Below are 19018 nucleotides of genomic sequence, written 5' to 3' on the forward strand. Positions count from 1 at the left end.
CTACGTGAGGCCGAGGGCCGGCATCGCGTAGTAGAAGACGAAAACGGCCGCGACCACGTACATGGCCACCGGGACGTCCCGGCCGCGGCCGGTCGCCAGGCGCAGGGCGCAGAAGCTGATGAAGCCAATGCCGATGCCGTTGGTGATCGAGTAGGTGAAGGGCATCATCACCATCGCCAGGAAGGCGGGGACGGCGATGGTGAAGTCGCTCCAGTCGATGTCCCGGACCGAGCCGGCCAGGATCAGGAAGCCCACCGCCACCAGTGCGGGCGTCGCCGCCTGGGAGGGGACCATCGTCGCCAGTGGGGTGAGGAAGAGCGAGACGGTGAACAGCGCGCCGGTCACCACGTTGGCCAGGCCCGTGCGGGCGCCCTCGCCGACGCCGGCGGTGGACTCCACGAAGCAGGTGGTGGCCGAGGAGGAGGTGGCGCCGCCCGCGGCGACGGCCAGGCCGTCGACGAGCAGGACCCGGTTGATGCCGGGGAAGGTGCCGTCCGGCTTCGTCAGCTTGGCCTCGTCGCCGACGCCCAGGATGGTGCCCATCGCGTCGAAGAAGCAGGACAGCAGCACGGTGAAGACGAACAGGATGCCGGTGAGGACGCCGACCTTCCCGAAGCCGCCGAACGGGCTGACCTGGCCGACGAGTCCGAAGTCGGGCGCGGCCACCGGATTGCCCGGCCACTGCGGCACGGTCAGGCCCCAGGCCGTGGCCGGCAGGTCGGTGATGATCTGGACGGCGACCGCGATCACGGTCATGGCCACGATGGAGATCAGGATGGCGCCGGGCGTCTTGCGGATCAACAGGGTCAGCGTGAGCAGCACGCCGATCACGAAGATCAGCACGGGCCAGCCGTGCAGGTGGCCGTCGGTGCCGAGCTGGAGGGGCACCGTGGTGTGGGCGGCGTCGGGGATGCGGGAGACGAAGCCGGAGTCGACCAGGCCGATCAGCAGGATGAACAGGCCGATGCCGATCGAGATGCCCTTGCGCAGGCCGAGCGGGACGGCGTTCATGACCCGCTCGCGCAGGCCGGTGGCGACCAGCAGCATCACCACGAAGCCGGCGAGCACGACCATGCCCATGGCGTCGGGCCAGCTCATCCGGGGCGCGAGCTGGAGGGCGACGACGGTGTTGACGCCGAGGCCGGCCGCGAGCGCGATCGGGACGTTGCCGATGACGCCCATGAGGAGGGTGGAGAACGCGGCCGTCAGGACGGTGGCGGTGACCAGCTGGCCGCCGTTCAGCTGGTGGCCGTACATGTCCTTCGCGCTGCCGAGGATGATCGGGTTCAGCACGATGATGTAGGCCATCGCGAAGAACGTCGCGAGGCCGCCGCGGATCTCCCGGCCGACGGTCGAGCCGCGCTCGGAGATCTTGAAGAAGCGGTCCGTGGCGTTGGTGGGGGCCGCGGCGGGTGCCGAGGTGCTCATGCGGTCCTCAAAGGGTCATTTGGTTATTCATACGAATAAAACCGGTCGCAGGCAAACCGTTTCAGTATGAACACATGAGGGAAGAGCCGTCCATCTCCGCGCGTAGACCGAGCGGGGTGCCCCGGGGGGCGGCCTCTCTTCGGCCGGTCCGGCCGGCCCGCCTAGACTGGCCGCATGGCGAAATGGACCGCACAGCACGAGGCCCCCGAGCCCTTGGAGGGCCCCGTCGTCGCGACCGTCGTCGGCGGCACGGTCATCTGGTTCGTCCTCTTCCTCGGTCAGCTCCCCTTCTACGGTTGGTTCGCGGACCGGAACCTGTTGTGGTGGGTCTGGACCCCGGCCGCCGGCACCGCCCTCGGCCTGTTCGGCATCTGGTACGCCCGCGGCCGCGAGGCCGCCATCAAGCGGCACAAGGAACAGCAGGCCGCGGAGGCCGCGGAGCTCCGGCCCGAAGCCTGACGGAGGCCCGTCGCCCGGTCCATCGGCGGACTGACGGCGCGGGGCCACCAGGGGACGATTCCGCTCATCCCGAAGTCGGATCTTCCGACCGCTCGGCGGGTGGAGCGTCCGCAGGCCCTTTACCGTCGAAAGCATGACGCAGCGGGCGCAGACCGAAACCGACGGACCGGAGCCGGGCGGCAGCGGCGGTGGCACGCCCGCGTTCGGCACGGCCATCGACGCGGGGGCCGAGCTGGACCCGGTCCACCCGATGCGCCCACCGGCGCCCCGGTTCAAGGCGGGCGGCCTGAGCGCCGCGGAGGTCGCCGAACGCGTGGCCCGCGGCGACGTCAACGACGTGCCCGTGCGCTCCTCGCGCTCCACCTCCGAGATCGTCCGCGCGAACGTCTTCACCCGCTTCAACGCCATCATCGGCGTCCTGTGGGTGATCATGCTGTGCGTCGCACCGATCCAGGACAGCCTGTTCGGCTTCGTGATCATCGCGAACACCGGCATCGGCATCGTCCAGGAGCTGCGGGCCAAGAAGACCCTCGACGGGCTCGCCGTGATCGGCGAGGCCAGACCCAGCGTCCGCCGCGACGGCAGGACCGGCGACATCTCCACCTCGGAGATCGTCCTCGGTGACGTCATCGAGCTCGGACCGGGCGACAAGGTCGTCGTCGACGGCGTCCTCGGCGAGGCCGAAAGCCTGGAGATCGACGAGTCCCTGCTCACCGGCGAGGCCGACCCGGTGCTCAAGCGGCCCGGAGACCAGGTCATGTCGGGCTCCTTCGTGGTCGCCGGCGGCGGCGCGTTCACCGCCACCAAAGTCGGCCGCGAGGCCTACGCCGCCCAGCTCGCCGAAGAGGCCTCCCGCTTCACGCTCGTCCAGTCCGAGCTGCGCACCGGCATCTCCACCATCCTCAAGTACGTCACCTGGATGATGATCCCGACCTCGATCGGCCTCATCGTCAGCCAGCTCACCGTCGAGAACTCCGACGTCAAGGACTCCATCGCCCGGACCGTCGGCGGCATCGTGCCGATGATCCCCGAGGGGCTCGTGCTGCTGACCTCCGTGGCGTTCGCCATCGGGGTCGTCCGGCTCGGCCGCAAGCAGTGCCTGGTCCAGGAACTGCCCGCCATCGAAGGCCTCGCCCGTGTCGACGTCGTCTGCCTCGACAAGACCGGCACCCTCACCGAAGGCGGCATGGACGTCAGCGAACTGCGCCCGCTCGGCGGCGAGGACGGCGCGTACGTCGGGAAGGTGCTCGGCGCGCTCGGGGAGTCCGACCCGCGTCCCAACGCCAGCCTCCAGGCCATCATCGACGCCTACCCCGACAGCGCGGAGTGGCGCTGCACCGAATCGCTGCCGTTCTCCTCCGCCCGGAAGTACAGCGGCGCCAGCTTCAGCGAGGGCGACGGCGAGAACCACACCTGGCTGCTCGGCGCCCCGGACGTGCTGCTGCCGGCCGGGGACCCGGCGCTGGAGGAGATCGACGCCCTCAACGAACAGGGCCTGCGGGTCCTGCTCCTGGCCCGCTCCGCCCGCGAACTGGACGACCCGGCCGTGGCCGACGGGGTCAGGCCCACCGCCCTGGTCGTCCTGGAACAGCGGCTGCGCCCCGATGCCGCCGACACGCTGCGCTACTTCGCGGACCAGGACGTCAAGGCCAAGGTCATCTCCGGCGACAACGCCGTCTCCGTCGGCGCGGTGGCCGGGAAGCTCGGGCTGCCCGGCGCACAGAACACGGTCGACGCCCGCGAAATGCCGGCCGAACCGGCGGGCCTGGCCGAGGTCCTGGACGGCAACGCGGTCTTCGGCCGGGTCACCCCGCAGCAGAAGCGGGACATGGTCGGCGCGCTCCAGTACAGGGGGCACACGGTGGCCATGACGGGCGACGGCGTAAACGACGTCCTCGCCCTCAAGGACGCCGACATCGGGGTGAGCATGGGCTCCGGCTCGGAGGCCACCCGCGCGGTCGCCCAGATCGTGCTGCTGAACAACAGCTTCGCCACCCTGCCCTCGGTGGTCGCCGAGGGCCGCCGGGTCATCGGCAACATCACCCGGGTGGCCACCCTGTTCCTCGTGAAGACCGTCTACTCGGTGCTGCTGGCCATCCTGGTGGTGTGCTGGCAGGTCGAGTACCCGTTCCTGCCGCGCCACCTGACGCTGCTGTCGACGCTCACCATCGGCGTGCCGGCGTTCTTCCTCGCGCTCGCCCCCAACAAGGAACGGGCCAGACCGCACTTCGTGCGACGGGTGATGCGGTACGCGATCCCGGGCGGGGTGATCGCGGCGGTCGCCACCTTCGTGACGTACCTGATCGCCCGCCACCACTACACCGGCGCCGACAGCCTCGAGGCCGAGACCAGCGCCGCGACGCTGACCCTGTTCCTGACCTCGATGTGGGTGCTGGCGATCATCGCCCGCCCGTACACGTGGTGGCGGATCGCCCTGGTCGGTGCGATGGGCGGGGCGTTCCTCCTGGTCCTGGTCGTGCCCTGGCTCCAGACCTTCTTCCAGCTGCGGCTGGAGGGCACGGTGCTGCCCTGGACGGCGGTCGCCGTCGCGGTCGTGGCGTCCGCGCTGATCGAGTTCACCTTCCGTTGGGTCGACCGCAGGTTCCCGGCTTAGGGGTCTCCGGCGGATCAGGGCCGGACAGCGGCCCGGCCGTGCTCCGCCGGACACCCCTTGGCCCCCGGCCCGACCCCGGTCAGTCGAACCAGCGGTCGCGGGCCAGTTCCGCCGTGCGGGAGGGGTCCTCCAGCAGGGCCGCGACTTCGAAGCGGCGCGGCCACTGGCCCGCCGACCAGGCGAGTCCGGCCGCGACGCCCTCCAGGGTGGCGGCGTGGAGGGTGCCGTCCGGGGTGCGGCGCCAGTCGAGTTCCGTGCCGCCCGCGACGAGTTCCCCGTGCTCGACGTACGTCCGCGGCGTCGCGGGGCCCAGCAGGATCCGTACCGCCTCCGGGACCTCGTGCTCCTCGCCCGGCGTGGTGACCTCCGCGGGGACGGTGTCCGACAGGCGGCGCACCTGGAGCATCTCCGCGAGGTCGGCGGCCCGCGCGGGGGCGACCGGCAGCAGGGGCAGGCCCGCGGTCAGCGGCAGCAGGTCGGGGGCGTCGGCGATCACCGCGTCGGCCGCGTCCACGACCCGGACCTCGCCGTCCACCACCGCCCGCAAGTCGTCCGGGAGGGTCACCTGCTCGGGGTCCAGCTCGGCCAGCGCCCCGTAGAGGGCGTGCAGCTGGCGGTCCGACACCTCGCGGGCGGGGTCGGCGAGCCGGCCCAGGAGCTCGGCCGCGCCGCCGGGCTCGTCCAGCAGGGCGTGCACGGTGGTCCGTACGCCCAGGGCACGCAGCACCTGCTCGTCCTCGAAGCCGGTGGCGTCGGCAGGCGTGTACAGCCCGGCCAGCAGCGGGTCGCCGCCCGCCGCGCGCAGACCGGCCGGGCGGCGGCCGTCGAGCACCGGGTGGTCGCGCAGCCACCAGGCGGTGTACGGGCGCACGGAGCGGGTGGTGCCGTCGGGGAGCAGCACCCGCACGGGCTGGGTCAGCGCGTCGCGCAGCGGGGGCTGCGCGAGCATGGCCAGGGCTTCGGGCCAGCGGTCGTCATCGACCAGGTCCAGGTCCCGTACGCCGATCAGTTCGGTGGCCACCGGCGGCAGGGGGGTGTCCGGGAGCTGGTCCAGCAGGTCCTCGCACCACACGTCGACGGCGTCCAGCAGGCCCGCGTCGTCCGGCTCGGCGAAGTCCCCGTCGCGGGGCTCCAGTTCGTCGGGGTCCAGGACCACGTCGGTGGCGCGGACCAGCTGGAAGGTGCCCAGTACCCCGACGGCGGTGAGGGTTTCGGCGTCCCACCGCTCGGCGAAGCCCGCGTCCAGGTACGGGATCTCGTCCTCGCGGACCACCGATGCCAGCGGGGACCCGGGCAGCAGCAGTTCGCCCGCCGGGGTCGGTTCGCCGTCCTCGTCGGGCAGGGCGAGGGCGCCCAGCCACGGCTCGTCACCGGGTTCCAGGCCGGCGTCGCGGACCAGGGTGAGGACCATCTCGGCCAGCTCGTCGGCGTCCGGCGCGTCCTCGTCCCAGATCTCCCCCGCGTCCAGGGAGGCCGCGACCGCCGCCCGCACCTGCGGGGTCGTCAGGACCGCGCGCGGGGTCGCCGGGAGCGCGCCGAGCTTCTCCAGCAGCGGGTGCGCGGCGTCGGGGTGCGCCACCTTGAGCCCGAGGCGGGCCAGGCCCTCGGGGGTGTCGGAGCCGGGGAGCAGGAGGTGGCGCGGCCCGATCGCGGTGCGCCCGTCGGCAAGCGGCACGGGCAGGCCGGAGAGCCGGTCCGGGTCCACCCCGGCGAGGCTGTCGTAGAGCCGGTGCCACCACTCGGGGGTGCGCTCGATGCCCGCGATCCGCTCGATGGCGTCGCCCAGCGGAAGCCGGCCGACGCCGAGGTGGCGCAGCTCGGGGCGGCGCTCCAGGCCGGCCGGCAGCAGGGTCGGCAGCACCTCCGCCAGGACCCCGACGGTGTCGGCTCCGGCGCCCTCGACCACCTCCGCCTCGAAGGGGCGCAGCGCTTTCAGCTCCTCGGAGGGCGCGGCGGGCGCGAGGAACGCCGTACGGGGCAGCCGCTGGAGGACGGCGCCGCGCAGGGCCCCGTCGAGCTCGCTCTTGCCGAGCGGGCCGGGTACCAGGTCGACGAGGCCGGTGCTCACCGGCTCCCAGGCGGCGAGGAGTTCGGCGTAGGCGTCCGCGGCGCGCTCGACGAGGAAGTCGGTCAGCGGCCCGGGCGCGGGGTGGCGGCGGCTGGTGTCCAGCGGCAGCGAGGCGATCAGCAGGGCGGGGATGCCCAGCGGCTCGTCGGTCGGGGTCGGTGCGTGGACGACGGGCGCGGTGCGCGGGTAGAGCGGGGCGCCCTCGATGTCGGCGGGCACGGCCCAGGTGACGGTCCAGAAGGGCCGCAGCCGCTCCTCCACGGGCCGGTCGGCGAGCAGGGCCGGCTCGATGGGGCCGCTGTGACGGACGGTGCGCCAGCGGTGCGTACCGGAGGCCGAGTCCTCGATGACGGTGTACGGGCCTTCGGCGCGCCGGTACAGCACCCGGTGTCCGGCGGCCGGGGTCTCCACGACGACCTCGCGCAACCCGGGCAGCGTCAGGAGCAGCGCGTCGTCGATCCCGGCCAGCAGCCGCTCCACCAGCTCCTCTGCGGCGGCGTCGCGCAGCGGGAGGACCACGACGGTGTCGTAGCCCTGCGGCGCGGTGCCCTCGGCGGGCAACGGCAGGCGCAGCAGCGGGACGTGGCCGTCACGGCGGCGCAGTTCGTCGCCGAGCCCGGGGCTGCCGCCGGATGCCTCCCGGGCCAGTTCGCGGGCTTCGGCGAGGGACCAGCGGACTCCGCCGTGGCGGCCGAGCACGGCAGGCTCGTCGGTGACGGCGAGCACGGCGGCGAAGCCGACGCCGAAGCGGCCCACGGTCTCGGCGGAGCCGCCCGGACCGGCCGGTTCCCGCTTCGCGGAGGCCCGTAGCGTCGACAGCGACTCCACGCCCGTCGCGTCCAGGGGGGCACCTGTGTTGGCGACGGCGAGCACCGCGTGGCCGTGTTCGCCGTCCCCGGGGTGCAGGGTGAGCCGCAGCCGGCCCGGTACCCCGGCGCGGGCGGCCGCGTCGGCGGCGTTCTGGGCCAGTTCGACCACGAGCCGGTCCCGGTAGCCGCCCAGCGCCAGGTCCTCCTCGGCGTTGGCGTCCTCGCGGAACCGGGCCGGGCCCGCGCCCCACGCGTCGAGCACCCCGCGCCGCAACCGGGCCGTTCCGAAGGGGTCCGCGCCGCCCTGGGCCGCCGTCACTCGCACGCTCACGCCGCTGCCTCCACGTTTCACTGGACCCGCGCCCGGGGCGCTCGGCCCCTGACCTCTTGAAGGTATCGCGTGCGGGGCGCCCTCCCGGCCGGGGAGGTACCCCGGCGGCATCCGGGCGGGCGTACGCGGGAGCCCCCGGCGCCGCGCGGCACCGGGGGCTCCCGCGTACGCCTGCGCGTTACAGCTTCTCGATCACGTAGTCGACGCAGGCGGTGAGCGCCTGCACGTCCGCCGGGTCGATCGCCGGGAACATCGCGACGCGCAACTGGTTGCGGCCCAGCTTGCGGTAGGGCTCGGTGTCCACGATGCCGTTGGCGCGCAGCGCCTTGGCGACGGCGGCCGCGTCGATGTCGTCGGAGAAGTCGATCGTGCCGATGACGGAGGAGCGCTTGGCGGGGTCCGTGACGAACGGGGTCGCGTACTTCGAGGCCTCGGCCCAGCCGTACAGGTGGCGGGCGCTGGCCGCGCTGCGGCCGGTGGTGAACTCCAGGCCGCCCTGTCCGTTCATCCACTCCAGCTGCTGGTTCAGCAGGAAGAGGGTGGCGAGCGCCGGGGTGTTGTACGTCTGGTTCTTCAGCGAGTTGTCGATCGCGGTCGGCAGCGAGAAGAACTCGGGGATGTGCCGGCTGCCGGACGCGTGGACGCGGGCCGCGCGCTCCAGGGCCGCCGGGGAGAACGCCGCCAGCCACAGGCCGCCGTCGGAGGCGAAGGACTTCTGCGGGGCGAAGTAGTAGACGTCGGTCTCGGTGATGTCCACCGGCAGACCGCCGGCGCCCGAGGTCGCGTCCACCAGGACGAGGGACCCGGCGTCGGCGCCCGTGACGCGCTTGATCGGCGCCGCGACACCCGTCGAGGTCTCGTTGTGGGTGTACGCGTACACGTCCACGCCCGCCTCGGCGACCGGCTCGGGGTGGGTGCCCGGCTCGGAGGAGATCACGGAGGGCGCGTCCAGCCACGGCGCGAGCTTCGCGGCGGTGGCGAACTTGGAGGAGAACTCACCGAAGGTCAGGTGCTGCGACCTCTTCTCGATGAGACCGGCGGTCGCGATGTCCCAGAAGGCGGTGGAGCCGCCGTTGCCCAGGATCACCTCGTACCCCTCGGGCAGGGAGAAGAGGTCCCGGAGTCCCTGGCGCACCGAGCCGACCAGGTTCTTGACCGGGGCCTGGCGGTGTGAGGTTCCGAGCAGGGAGGTACCGGTGGCGGCCAGGGCGTCGAGCGCCTCGGTCCGCACCTTGGAGGGGCCCGCGCCGAAGCGTCCGTCGGCGGGCTTGATGTCAGCGGGAATCTGGATCTCAGCCACGAGCGGAGCGTATCGGGTCCCGGTCGCCGTCCCGGGAGCGCGTCCACCCGATGAGACGCACGGCACCGGTGGCAGGGTGGATGCTGTGACGTCAACCGGGGAACTCGAACGGGCATTGCGGGCGAACCTGCGCGGGGACGTGGACTTCGGGGCCGCCGCGCGGGCGCTCGTGACCATGGACGCCTCGAACTACCGGCGGGTCCCGGTCGGCGTCGTCGCCCCGCGTGACGCCGCGGACGTGGCGCAGGCGCTGCGGGTGTGCGCCGAAGCGGGGGTCCCGGTCGTGCCGCGCGGCGGCGGCACCTCCATCGCGGGCCAGGCCACCGGCACCGGGGTGGTGCTCGACTTCACCCGCCACATGAACGCCCTGCTGTCGCTGGACCCGGCCGCCCGGACCGCCGTCGTCCAGCCGGGCCTCGTGCTGGACCGGCTGCGGGACGCGGCGCGCCCGTTCGGGCTGACCTTCGGGCCCGACCCCTCCACCCACTCCCGCTGCACCCTCGGCGGGATGATCGGCAACAACGCGTGCGGGGCCCACTCGGTGGCCTGGGGCACCACCGCCGACAACGTGACGGAGCTGGCGGTGACCGCGTACGGCGGCGCCTCCCACCGGATCGGCACGGGCTGGGCGGGCGCGCCGCAGGGCCTGCGCGAGCTGGTGTCCCGGAACCTGGCGGTCCTGCGCACGGGCATGGCCGGGGGCTTCTCCCGCCGCATCTCCGGCTACGGCGGCCTCGACGCGCTGCTCCCCGAGCGCGGGGTGGAGCTGGCCCGCGCGTTCTGCGGGAGCGAGGGCACGCTCGGGGTGGTGACGGAGGCGGTGGTGCGCCTGGTGGAGGCGCCGCGCGCGCCGGTGCTCGCGGTGCTCGGGTACGCGGACGAGAGCGCGGCGGCCGACGCGGCGGCGGGACTGCTGCCGCACCGCCCGCTGACGGTGGAGGGCATGGCCCGGGACCTGGTCGGCCCGGCGGCGCGGGGCCTGCCGCGGGGCGGGGCGTGGCTGTTCGTGGAAATGCCGGACGAGGGCGGGGCCCGGGCGCTGGTACGGGCCGCCGACGCCGTGGACGCGGCGCTGGTCACCGACCCGGCGGGGCAGCGGGCCCTGTGGCGGATCCGCGAGGACGCGGCGGGCACGGCGACGCGGTTGCCGACCGGGGAGATGGCCTGGCCGGGCTGGGAGGACTGCGCGGTGCCGCCGGTCCGGCTCGGCGGTTACCTGAGGGAGTTCCGGGCGCTGCTGGCGGAGCACGGGCTGCACGGGTCCCCGTACGGGCACTTCGGGGAGGGCTGCGTCCACGTGCGGATCGACTTCGACCTGGTGTCGGCGGCGGGTGTGGCCCGCTTCCGGGAGTTCTCCTCGGCTCTGGCGGACCTCGTCGTCTCGCACGGCGGCTCCCTGTCGGGGGAGCACGGGGACGGGCAGGCGCGGGCCGAACTGCTGCCGAGGATGTATGGGCCCCGGGTGCTGGAGCTGTTCGGCGCGTACAAGGACGTGTGGGACCCGGCGGGCGGCATGAACCCCGGGATGCTGGTCCGCCCGGCGCGCCTGGACGAGAACCTGCGCTTCGCGGTGCTGCCGGCGACACCGTTCGCGCGGGAGGTGGCCCGCTGCGTCGGCGTCGCGAAGTGCCGCGGCGCCGAGCCGGCCGGCGCGGAGGTGATGTGTCCCTCGTACCGGGTCACCGGCGAGGAGCGGCACTCCACGCGCGGCCGGGCGCGGTTGCTGCACGAGATGCTGGCTGGGGAGACCGTGACCGACGGCTGGCGCTCGACGGAGGTCGCGGAGGCCCTGGACCTGTGCCTGGCCTGCAAGGGGTGCCGCAGCGACTGTCCGGTGGGCGTGGACATGGCCACGTACAAGTCCCAGTTCCTGGAACGCCACTGGGCGGGCCGGATCCGGCCGCTGTCGCACTACACGCTGGGCGGGCTGCCGCAGTGGCTGCGGCTGATCGCCGCGGTGCGGGCGGCGGGTCCGGTCGGCGCCGCCGCCCGCCTGCTGCCGGTACCGGGGCTGGACCGGCGCCGCCCGCTGCCGCCTCTGGCCCGGGAGCCCTTCACCCGGTGGTGGCGCCGGTCGGGGCCGCAGCCGTACGGACCGGGCTCCGGCCCCGCCGTCGTCACGCTGTGGCCGGACACCTTCACGGAGCACCTCTCCCCGGCGACCGGCCGGGCCGCCGTCCGGGTCCTGGCGGCGGCCGGGCTCGGGGTGTCCCTGCCGCCCGGCCGGGTCTGCTGCGGCCTGACGTACCTCTCCACCGGCCGTCGGGGCCGCGCCCGGCAGGTACTCACCCGCACCCTGGACACCCTCGGGGAGGCAGCCGGCCCGGTGGTGGTGCTGGAACCCAGCTGCGCGGCGGCCCTGCGCACCGACCTGCCGGCCCTGCTGCCCGACGACCCGCGCGCCGCGCGCCTGGCGACGGCCGTCCGGACCTTCGCCGAGGTGCTGGAGGAGTACGCCCCGCAGTGGCGGCCGCCGCGCCTGGACCGGCCGGTGGCGGGCCAGACGCACTGCCACCAGCACGCCGTGCTGGGGGACGCGGCCGACCGCCGGCTGCGCGAGCGGGCCGGTCTCACCGGCGGTCTCAGCGGCGGCTGCTGCGGTCTGGCGGGCGACTTCGGCTTCCAGCCCGGCCACCACGAGGTGTCCGTGGCCTGCGCGGAGGAACAGCTGCTGCCCGCGCTGCGGGCCGCACCGCCCGGGGCCCTGTTCTTGGCCGACGGCTTCTCCTGCCGGACCCAGATCGCCCAGCTGGGCGGCGGCCGCCGGGCCCGGCACCTCGCGGAGGTGCTCGCGGAGGAGCTTTAGCGCGGGTTACGGGAGTGTGCGTGATGTAAGGCAGAACACGGCATGACACCCGTTACGTACCCCTTAGCCTGGTGGAATGACCCCGTCCTCCTCGGCTTCCGACACCGTGCCCGCGCCCCTCCACGGCGCCGCCCTCGACGCGCCGCCGTCCGCCGGCGGGGCCCGGGCGCGGTTCGGGCCGGTCGCGCTGGTGGTCTCGGCGGGGATCTCGGTGCAGTTCGGCGCCGCCCTCGCGGTCATGGTGATGCCCCGGACGGGCGCGGCGGGCGTGGTCACGCTGCGGCTCGCGGCGGCGGCCCTGGTGCTGCTGCTGGTGTGCCGGCCCAAGGTGCGCGGCTACGCTCGGGCGGACTGGGTCACCGTGTTCTGGTTCGGCGTGACCATGGCCGGCATGAACGGCCTGTTCTACCAGGCCATCGACCGCATCCCGCTCGGCCCCGCCGTCACCCTGGAGGTGCTCGGCCCGCTCGCCCTGTCGGTGATCGCCTCCCGGCGCCTGATGAACCTGCTGTGGGCCGTGCTGGCCCTGGCCGGAGTGACCCTGCTCGCCGGTCACGGCGGGGGCGGCGGGTTCGGCGGCCTCGACCCGCTGGGCGCCGCGTTCGCGGTCGGGGCGGGCGCGATGTGGGCCGCGTACATCGTGTTCAGCGCGCGGACGGGCCGCCGCTTCCCGCAGGCGGACGGCCTGGCCCTGGCGATGGCCGTGGCCGCGGTCATTTCCCTGCCGCTCGGGGTGGTCGAGGCCGGCTCCGACCTCGTGGTCCCGAGCACCCTGGCACTGGGCCTGGGCGTGGCCGTCCTGTCCTCCGTCCTGCCGTACACGCTGGAACTGCTGGCCCTGCGCCGGCTGCCCGCCCCGACCTTCGCGATCCTGATGAGCCTGGAACCGGCCATCGCGGCGAGCGCCGGTTTCCTGGTCCTGCACCAGGCCCTGTCCCTCGTGGACGCCCTCGCGATCGCGCTCGTCATCGCGGCGTCCATGGGCGCGGTCCGCTCCCAGATCGGCGGCCGGCCGGGGGGCGCCCCGGCCGCGTAGGCCGGGCAGGCTCAGCCCAGCGGCAGCTCCAGGTAGGAGGGCGTGGCCTCCGGGGAGGTGAAGGAGAGCGTCGCGCGCGGCAGGTTGGGGTCCGCGTAGAACGGGTCGCGGGCGTCGATGACCAGCAGGACGCGGTGCCCGCGCGGGACGTCGTACGCCGTCGCCTGGAGGTCGATGTCCGCGCTGATCAGGCTGTCGGGCGCGGAGCCGAGGTCGCTGTACGGGGCGTGCGTGATGATGTGGGCCGTCCCGTCGGGCGCGGTGTCCAGCAGGTACGCGACGAAGCCCGAACCGGGGTTCGCAGCCCGGTACGTCACCCGCAGCCGGGGCGTGCCGCGCAGCCGCAGACCCGCTTCCTCGGGCGCCGTCGCCCAGACGGCGGCCACGCCGCGGTCGATGTCGCCGGTCGGGTAGGCCTTCGGCCGGCCCGCGATCTCCGCGTAGCCGGAGCGGACGATCCGGTCGGCGACGGTCGCCGGGGTGTCGATCCCGCAGACGACGGTCGCGGTCCAGCCCGCCTCGGGCTCGTCCGCCAGCTCCGCACCGCCCGTGAGGTGCACCCGGCGCACCCGCCCGGTGAGGGCGGGCCAGGTGGGGCTGGCTTCGAGGGCCTTGCTCCACATCACCTCGGCGACCACCTGCCCCTCGGCGGCGATGCCGTTGTCGATGCCCTTGAGGTGGTGGTCGAACCAGCGGTGCGCGTCGGTCCAGATCCGGTTCGGCAGCCCGAGCATGCCCGGTGTTTCCGGGCCGGAGTGGTCACCGATGGAGAAGTCCAGGCGCTTGGGGCCGGTGAGTTCGTTGAACATCTTCACGGTCTGGTTGCCCGGGAAGAGCGTCTCGTGCCAGGCCTGCGCGAACAGGACGGGGACCTGGCGGCGGTTGAGTTCTTTGACGTGGGTGAAGGGCGAGCGGGGCTCCGCCCACCGCAGGGTGCCCTCGAGGTCCCGGTTGGCCAGGACGTTCTCGAAGACGCCCTCGGTCTGCGGGCTGAGCCGGGCCCGCGCCGCCGCGGCCAGCAGGGCCTGCACGGCGGCGACGTGCAGGGTGGAGTTCTCCAGGAACGCCTCGCCCAGGTCGCCCCAGGTGCTCATCGCCACGACCGCGTCCACCCGGGTGTCGTGCGCGGCGACGAGCTGGCTGATCCCGGAGCCGTAGGAGTCCCCGATGAAGCCGATCTTCGTGACGGGCCCGGACGTGCGCTCGATGAGGTGGTCCAGGGCGCGGCTGCCGTCGGCGACGTCGAGCGGGCCGGCGACCTCCACCTGTCCCTCCGAGGCGCCGAACCCGCGCGCGGTGTAGGCGAGGACGTCGTACCCGCGGGCGGCGAAGAGGCCGGCCTGGACGGCGTACGCGAGCCAGCCGAGGTCCGTCCACGGCGAGGGCATCACGATCACCGGGCGGGGCTGCGGCCCGGTGTGCCGCCACAGCGCGGCGTCGAGCAGCGCGCCGCCCGCGCCGGTCACCTTGCCGCGGCTGAACACGACGAGCGCGCGCACCTCGGCCACCTCGGAGGCGCGGGCGGGTGACAGCCCGGTGACGTCGCCGGTTTCCAGTGCGGTGACGAAGGCGGCCAGGGCGCTGGCGTCGAGTTCGGGGTAGAGGGAGAAGTCGGCTGGGTTCGCGTACGTCACGTCGGTTCGTCCTCTTCGTCGAGTGCCTCACGTGCCATGACAGGAACGGGTGTCCGCGCAGCGCCGCAGTCGTTCCGGGCGGCGGGGGTTCAGTATCGGCGCGACATCGCAGACGTTCCGCGAGTTTCCGGCGTACGGCCGAAATCGCCCCCGTACCGACGGGCGGCGCGGGGCCGCCGCTGCCCACGCCGGGCCGGGGGCTGCCTCAATCTGCCTGCGCAGGCGGGCAGTTGTGCCGGGTGGCGGGAACGCGACAGCCTCCGATCAAATCATGCAAGCATGCTTGATTGTTTTCTGGTCCCCTGCCAGGCTTCCCCCCACGCCGAGAAGGGGAGCGCACCGTGCCCGATCCGTCCGCTGTCGCCGTCTTCGCCGATCTCCGTGCGGAGGGGGCCGAACTGGACTCGCTGGTAGGGGAGTTGCCCGAGGGCGGGTGGACGAGGCCCACGCCCGCCGCCGGGTGGACCGTCGCTCATCAGATCGCCCACCTGCACTGGACCGACCGGGCCTCGCTGCTGGCCCTCACCGACGCCGAGGGCTTCGCGGTCATGGCCGAGGAGGCGGCGAAGGCACCCGGCACCTTCGTGGACGAAGGCGCCGCCGAGGGCGCGCTGCTGGACGCGGCCGAGCTGCTGGCCCGTTGGCGCGCGGGACGGGCCGCGCTGGACGAGGCGCTCGCCGCCGCCGACCCCGGGGCCCGCTTCCCCTGGTACGGGCCGCCGATGAAGGCGGCCTCGATGGCGAGCGCCCGGCTGATGGAGACCTGGGCGCACGGGCAGGACGTCGCCGACGCGCTGGGCGTGCGGCGCACCCCCACGGCCCGGCTGCGCCACGTCGCGCGGATCGGGGTGCGGGCGCGCGACTACGCGTACGCCGTACGGGGCCTGTCGGCGCCGGAAGGGCAGTTCCGGGTGGAGCTGCACGCCCCGGACCGCGCCGGGACCTGGGTGTTCGGCCCCGAGGACGCCGGTCAGCGGGTCACCGGGCCGGCGCTGGACTTCTGCCTGCTGGTCACCCAACGGGCCCACCGCGCCGACCTCTCGCTGACGGCCACCGGTCCCGACGCCGACCGCTGGCTGGACATCGCCCAGGCCTTCGCGGGCCCGGCGGGCCCCGGCCGCGGTCCCTCGGCGGCCGACCGGGAGGACTCCCGGTGACCGGGCGCCGGCCGCTGCGGATCGGCAACGCCTCCGGCTTCTACGGGGACCGCTTCGACGCGGTGCGCGAGATGCTGACGGGCGGCCCGCTGGACGTCCTGACCGGGGACTACCTGGCCGAGCTGACCATGCTGATCCTCGGCCGCGACCGTTCGAAGAACCCGGACCTCGGCTACGCGAAGACCTTCCTGCGCCAGTTGGAGGAGAACCTCGGCCTCGCGCACGAGCGGGGCGTACGGATCGTCACCAACGCGGGCGGCCTCAACCCGGCCGGACTGGCCGGCGCGATCCGGGAACTGGCCGCGAAGGCGGGCGTACCGGTGGCGGTGGCGCACGTCGAGGGCGACGACCTGACGCCGTACGCGTCCGGGCGCGGTGCCGCCCTGACCGCCAACGCCTACCTCGGCGGGGCGGGGATCGCGGCCTGTCTGCGGGCGGGCGCGGACGTGGTCGTCACCGGCCGGGTCACGGACGCGGCACTGGTCAGCGGGCCGGCCGCCTGGTGGTTCGACTGGGCGCCGGGCGACTTCGACCGGCTGGCGGGGGCGGTGGTCACGGGACACGTCCTGGAGTGCGGAACGCAGGCCACCGGCGGCAACTACGCCTTCTTCACCCGGCACGACGTGGGCCGGCCCGGGTTCCCGCTCGCGGAGGTCGCCGAGGACGGCTCGTCGGTGATCACGAAGCACCCGGGGACGGGCGGGGTCGTCACCCCGGGCACCGTCACCGCGCAGCTCCTCTACGAGACCCACGGCGTGCGGTACCCCGGCCCGGACGTGACGGCCCGCCTGGACACCGTCCGGCTGGAGCCGGCCGGCCCGGACCGGGTGCGGATCTCGGGCGTCCGCGGGGAGCCGCCGCCGGCCACCCTCAAGGTGGGGGTGACCCGGCTGGGGGGCTGGCGCAACGAGGTGGTGTTCGTACTGACCGGCCTCGACATCGAGGAGAAGGCCGCGCTGGTCCGGGCGCAACTCGCGGACGCCCTCGGGGAGGTGGCCGCCGTGGAGTGGACCCTGTCCCGCACCGACCACGCGGACGCGCCGACCCAGGAGACGGCGAGCGCGCTGCTGCGCCTGGTGGTGCGGGACCCGTCCCCGGACCGGGTGGGCCGGTCGCTGACCTCGGCGGCCGTCGAGCTGGCGCTCGGCAGTTACCCGGGCTTCCACGTCACGGCCCCGCCGGGCCCGGCCCAGCCGTACGGGGTCTTCACCGCCGACTCCGTACCGGCCGCCGAGGTCCCGCACACGGCGGTCCTCCCGGACGGCACCCGCGTCCGCGTCCCGGCCGCCCCCGCGCACCCGGCCCCCGGGGCGCCGCCGGAGCCGCCAGAACCCGGGCCGCCGGGCGTCCCGGCCGCCCCCGCGCACCCGGCCCCCGGGGCGCCGCCGGAGCCGCCAGAACCCGGGCCGCCGGCCTGGGCCGGGCCCACCACCAGGGCGCCGCTCGGGCGGGTGGCCGGGGCGCGCAGCGGGGACAAGGGCGGGGACGCCAACATCGGGGTCTGGACCGAGAGCGACGACGCCTGGGCCTGGCTGCGGCGCACGCTGACCACCGGGGCGCTGCGGGCGCTGCTGCCCGAGACCGCGGGCCTGCCCGTCACCCGGCACGTCCTGCCCGAACTGCGCGCCCTCAACTTCACGATCACCGGCATCCTCGGCGAAGGCGTCGCCTCCGCCCACCGCTTCGACCCCCAGGGCAAGGCGCTCGGCGAATGGCTGCGCGCCCGCCACCTCGACATCCCGGACCACCTGCTGTCCGCCCCGGAGGGGACCGGCTCATGACCCGCCTGACCACGACCGTCGACCCGAACGCCGCCGAGCACACCGCGGCCCGCGCCGCCGCCCTGGCCCGCCTGGCCGAACTCGACACGGAACACGCCCACGCCCTGCGCGGCGGCGGCGAGAAGTACACCGCCCGCCACCTCCGCCGCGGCAAGCTCCTGGCCCGCCAGCGCGTCGAGCTGCTGCTGGACCCCGACACGCCGTTCCTCGAACTGTCCCCGCTCGCCGCCTGGGGCAGTGACTACCCGGTCGGCGCCTCGATGGTCACCGGCATCGGCACCGTGGCGGGCGTCGAGTGCCTGATCACCGCCAACGACCCCACCGTCCGCGGCGGCGCCAGCAACCCCTGGACCCTCAAGAAGGCCCTGCGGGCCAACGAGATCGCCCGGCAGAACCGGCTGCCCTGCGTCAGCCTCGTCGAATCCGGCGGCGCCGACCTGCCGTCCCAGAAAGAGATCTTCATCCCGGGCGGCGCCGTCTTCCGCGACATCACCCGGCTGTCGGCCGAGGGCATCCCCACGGTCGCCGTCGTCTTCGGCAACTCCACCGCCGGCGGCGCGTACATTCCCGGGATGTCCGACCACACCGTCATGATCAAGGACCGTTCGAAGGTGTTCCTCGGCGGCCCGCCCCTGGTGAAGATGGCCACCGGTGAGGAGAGCGACGACGAGTCGCTCGGCGGGGCCGACATGCACGCGCGGACCTCCGGCCTCGCCGACCACTACGCCCTGGACGAGCACGACGCCATCCGCCAGGCCCGCCGGATCGTCGCCCGGCTCAACCACCGCAAGCCGCACCAGGACCCGCCGCCCGCCCCCGAGCCGCTGTACGACCCGGAGGAGCTCCTCGGCATCGTCCCCGCGGACCTGCGGACCCCCTTCGACCCGCGCGAGGTCATCGCCCGGATCGTCGACGCCTCCGACTTCGACGAGTTCAAGCCCCTCTACGGCACGAGCCTGGTCACCGGCTGGGCCACCCTGCACGGCTATCCGGTCGGCATCCTCGCCAACGCCCAAGGGGTGCTGTTCAGCGCGGAGTCGCAGAAGGCGGCCCAGTTCGTCCAGCTCGCCAATCAGCGCGACATCCCGCTGCTGTTCCTCCACAACACCACCGGTTACATGGTCGGCAAGGAGTACGAGCAGGGCGGCATCGTCAAGCACGGCTCGATGATGATCAACGCCGTCTCCAATTCCCGGGTCCCGCACCTGTCCGTGCTCATCGGGGCCAGCTACGGCGCCGGCCACTACGGCATGTGCGGCCGGGCCTACGAGCCCCGGTTCCTCTTCGCCTGGCCCAGCGCCAAGTCCGCCGTCATGGGACCCGCCCAGCTGGCCGGGGTGCTGTCGATCGTGGCCCGGCAGTCGGCCGCCGCCAAGGGGCAGCCCTACGACGAGGAGGCCGACGCCGGGATGCGCGCCTTCGTGGAGGCGCAGATCGAGTCCGAGTCCCTGCCGATGTTCCTGTCCGGGCGGCTGTACGACGACGGGGTCATCGACCCGCGCGACACCCGTACCGTCCTCGGCCTGTGCCTGTCGGCCGTCCACAACGCCCCCGTCGAGGGCGCCCGTGGCGGCTTCGGCGTCTTCCGGATGTGA

General features: G+C 74.2%; 11 protein-coding genes. 7 read left to right on the forward strand and 4 right to left on the reverse strand.

Going from position 1 to position 19018, the window contains the following annotated elements; all coding sequences use genetic code 11:
- Positions 1-1428, reverse strand: a complete 1428-nt coding sequence (locus ACWGH1_RS11130; protein WP_453353925.1) for an NCS2 family permease — start codon at positions 1426-1428, stop codon at positions 1-3.
- Between the two features lie 174 nt (positions 1429-1602).
- Between ACWGH1_RS11130 and ACWGH1_RS11135 the strand changes: the two genes are divergently transcribed.
- Together ACWGH1_RS11135 and ACWGH1_RS11140 are read left to right on the forward strand one after the other, a co-directional pair.
- Complete coding sequence (locus tag ACWGH1_RS11135) at positions 1603-1887, forward strand: DUF2530 domain-containing protein (protein ID WP_453353924.1); 285 nt, start codon at positions 1603-1605, stop codon at positions 1885-1887.
- Between the two features lie 133 nt (positions 1888-2020).
- Positions 2021-4501 carry an HAD-IC family P-type ATPase gene (locus tag ACWGH1_RS11140; RefSeq protein WP_453353923.1) on the forward strand — a complete coding sequence of 827 codons (2481 nt, stop codon included), beginning with the start codon at positions 2021-2023 and terminating at the stop codon, positions 4499-4501.
- Between the two features lie 79 nt (positions 4502-4580).
- On the opposite strand, the gene ACWGH1_RS11145 is transcribed toward ACWGH1_RS11140, so the two are convergent.
- Positions 4581-7709, reverse strand: coding sequence for a sacsin N-terminal ATP-binding-like domain-containing protein (locus ACWGH1_RS11145; RefSeq protein WP_453353922.1), 3129 nt, complete (start codon positions 7707-7709; stop codon positions 4581-4583).
- Between the two features lie 178 nt (positions 7710-7887).
- Positions 7888-9009, reverse strand: coding sequence for a phosphoserine transaminase (gene serC, locus ACWGH1_RS11150; RefSeq protein WP_453354275.1), 1122 nt, complete (start codon positions 9007-9009; stop codon positions 7888-7890).
- A gap of 85 nt (positions 9010-9094) precedes the next feature.
- On the opposite strand from serC, the gene ACWGH1_RS11155 reads away from it, so the two are divergent.
- Together ACWGH1_RS11155 and ACWGH1_RS11160 are read left to right on the forward strand one after the other, a co-directional pair.
- On the forward strand, positions 9095-11815 hold the full coding sequence (locus ACWGH1_RS11155; RefSeq protein ID WP_453354276.1) for an FAD-binding and (Fe-S)-binding domain-containing protein: 2721 nt from the start codon (positions 9095-9097) through the stop codon (positions 11813-11815).
- 76 nt (positions 11816-11891) lie between these two features.
- Positions 11892-12851: an EamA family transporter gene (locus ACWGH1_RS11160; RefSeq protein WP_453354277.1), complete on the forward strand. Its 960-nt coding sequence runs from the start codon at positions 11892-11894 to the stop codon at positions 12849-12851.
- An 11-nt stretch (positions 12852-12862) separates the two neighbouring features.
- Here the strand turns inward: ACWGH1_RS11160 and ACWGH1_RS11165 are convergent, their stop codons facing one another.
- Positions 12863-14485, reverse strand: a complete 1623-nt coding sequence (locus tag ACWGH1_RS11165) for an alpha/beta fold hydrolase (RefSeq protein ID WP_453354278.1) — start codon at positions 14483-14485, stop codon at positions 12863-12865.
- Positions 14486-14826: 341 nt separating this feature from the next.
- On the opposite strand from ACWGH1_RS11165, the gene ACWGH1_RS11170 reads away from it, so the two are divergent.
- Genes ACWGH1_RS11170 through ACWGH1_RS11180 form a run of 3 tightly spaced genes read left to right on the forward strand, consistent with a single transcriptional unit; the run spans position 14827 to position 19018 of the window.
- Complete coding sequence (locus ACWGH1_RS11170; RefSeq protein WP_453354279.1) at positions 14827-15642, forward strand: TIGR03084 family metal-binding protein; 816 nt, start codon at positions 14827-14829, stop codon at positions 15640-15642.
- Positions 15639-17423 carry an acyclic terpene utilization AtuA family protein gene (locus ACWGH1_RS11175; RefSeq protein WP_453408634.1) on the forward strand — a complete coding sequence of 595 codons (1785 nt, stop codon included), beginning with the start codon at positions 15639-15641 and terminating at the stop codon, positions 17421-17423. Before ACWGH1_RS11170 ends, ACWGH1_RS11175 begins: the two co-directional genes overlap by 4 nt.
- Positions 17420-19018 carry an acyl-CoA carboxylase subunit beta gene (locus ACWGH1_RS11180; RefSeq protein ID WP_453355037.1) on the forward strand — a complete coding sequence of 533 codons (1599 nt, stop codon included), beginning with the start codon at positions 17420-17422 and terminating at the stop codon, positions 19016-19018. Before ACWGH1_RS11175 ends, ACWGH1_RS11180 begins: the two co-directional genes overlap by 4 nt.

The organism is Streptomyces sp. NPDC054883, from assembly GCF_053610645.1.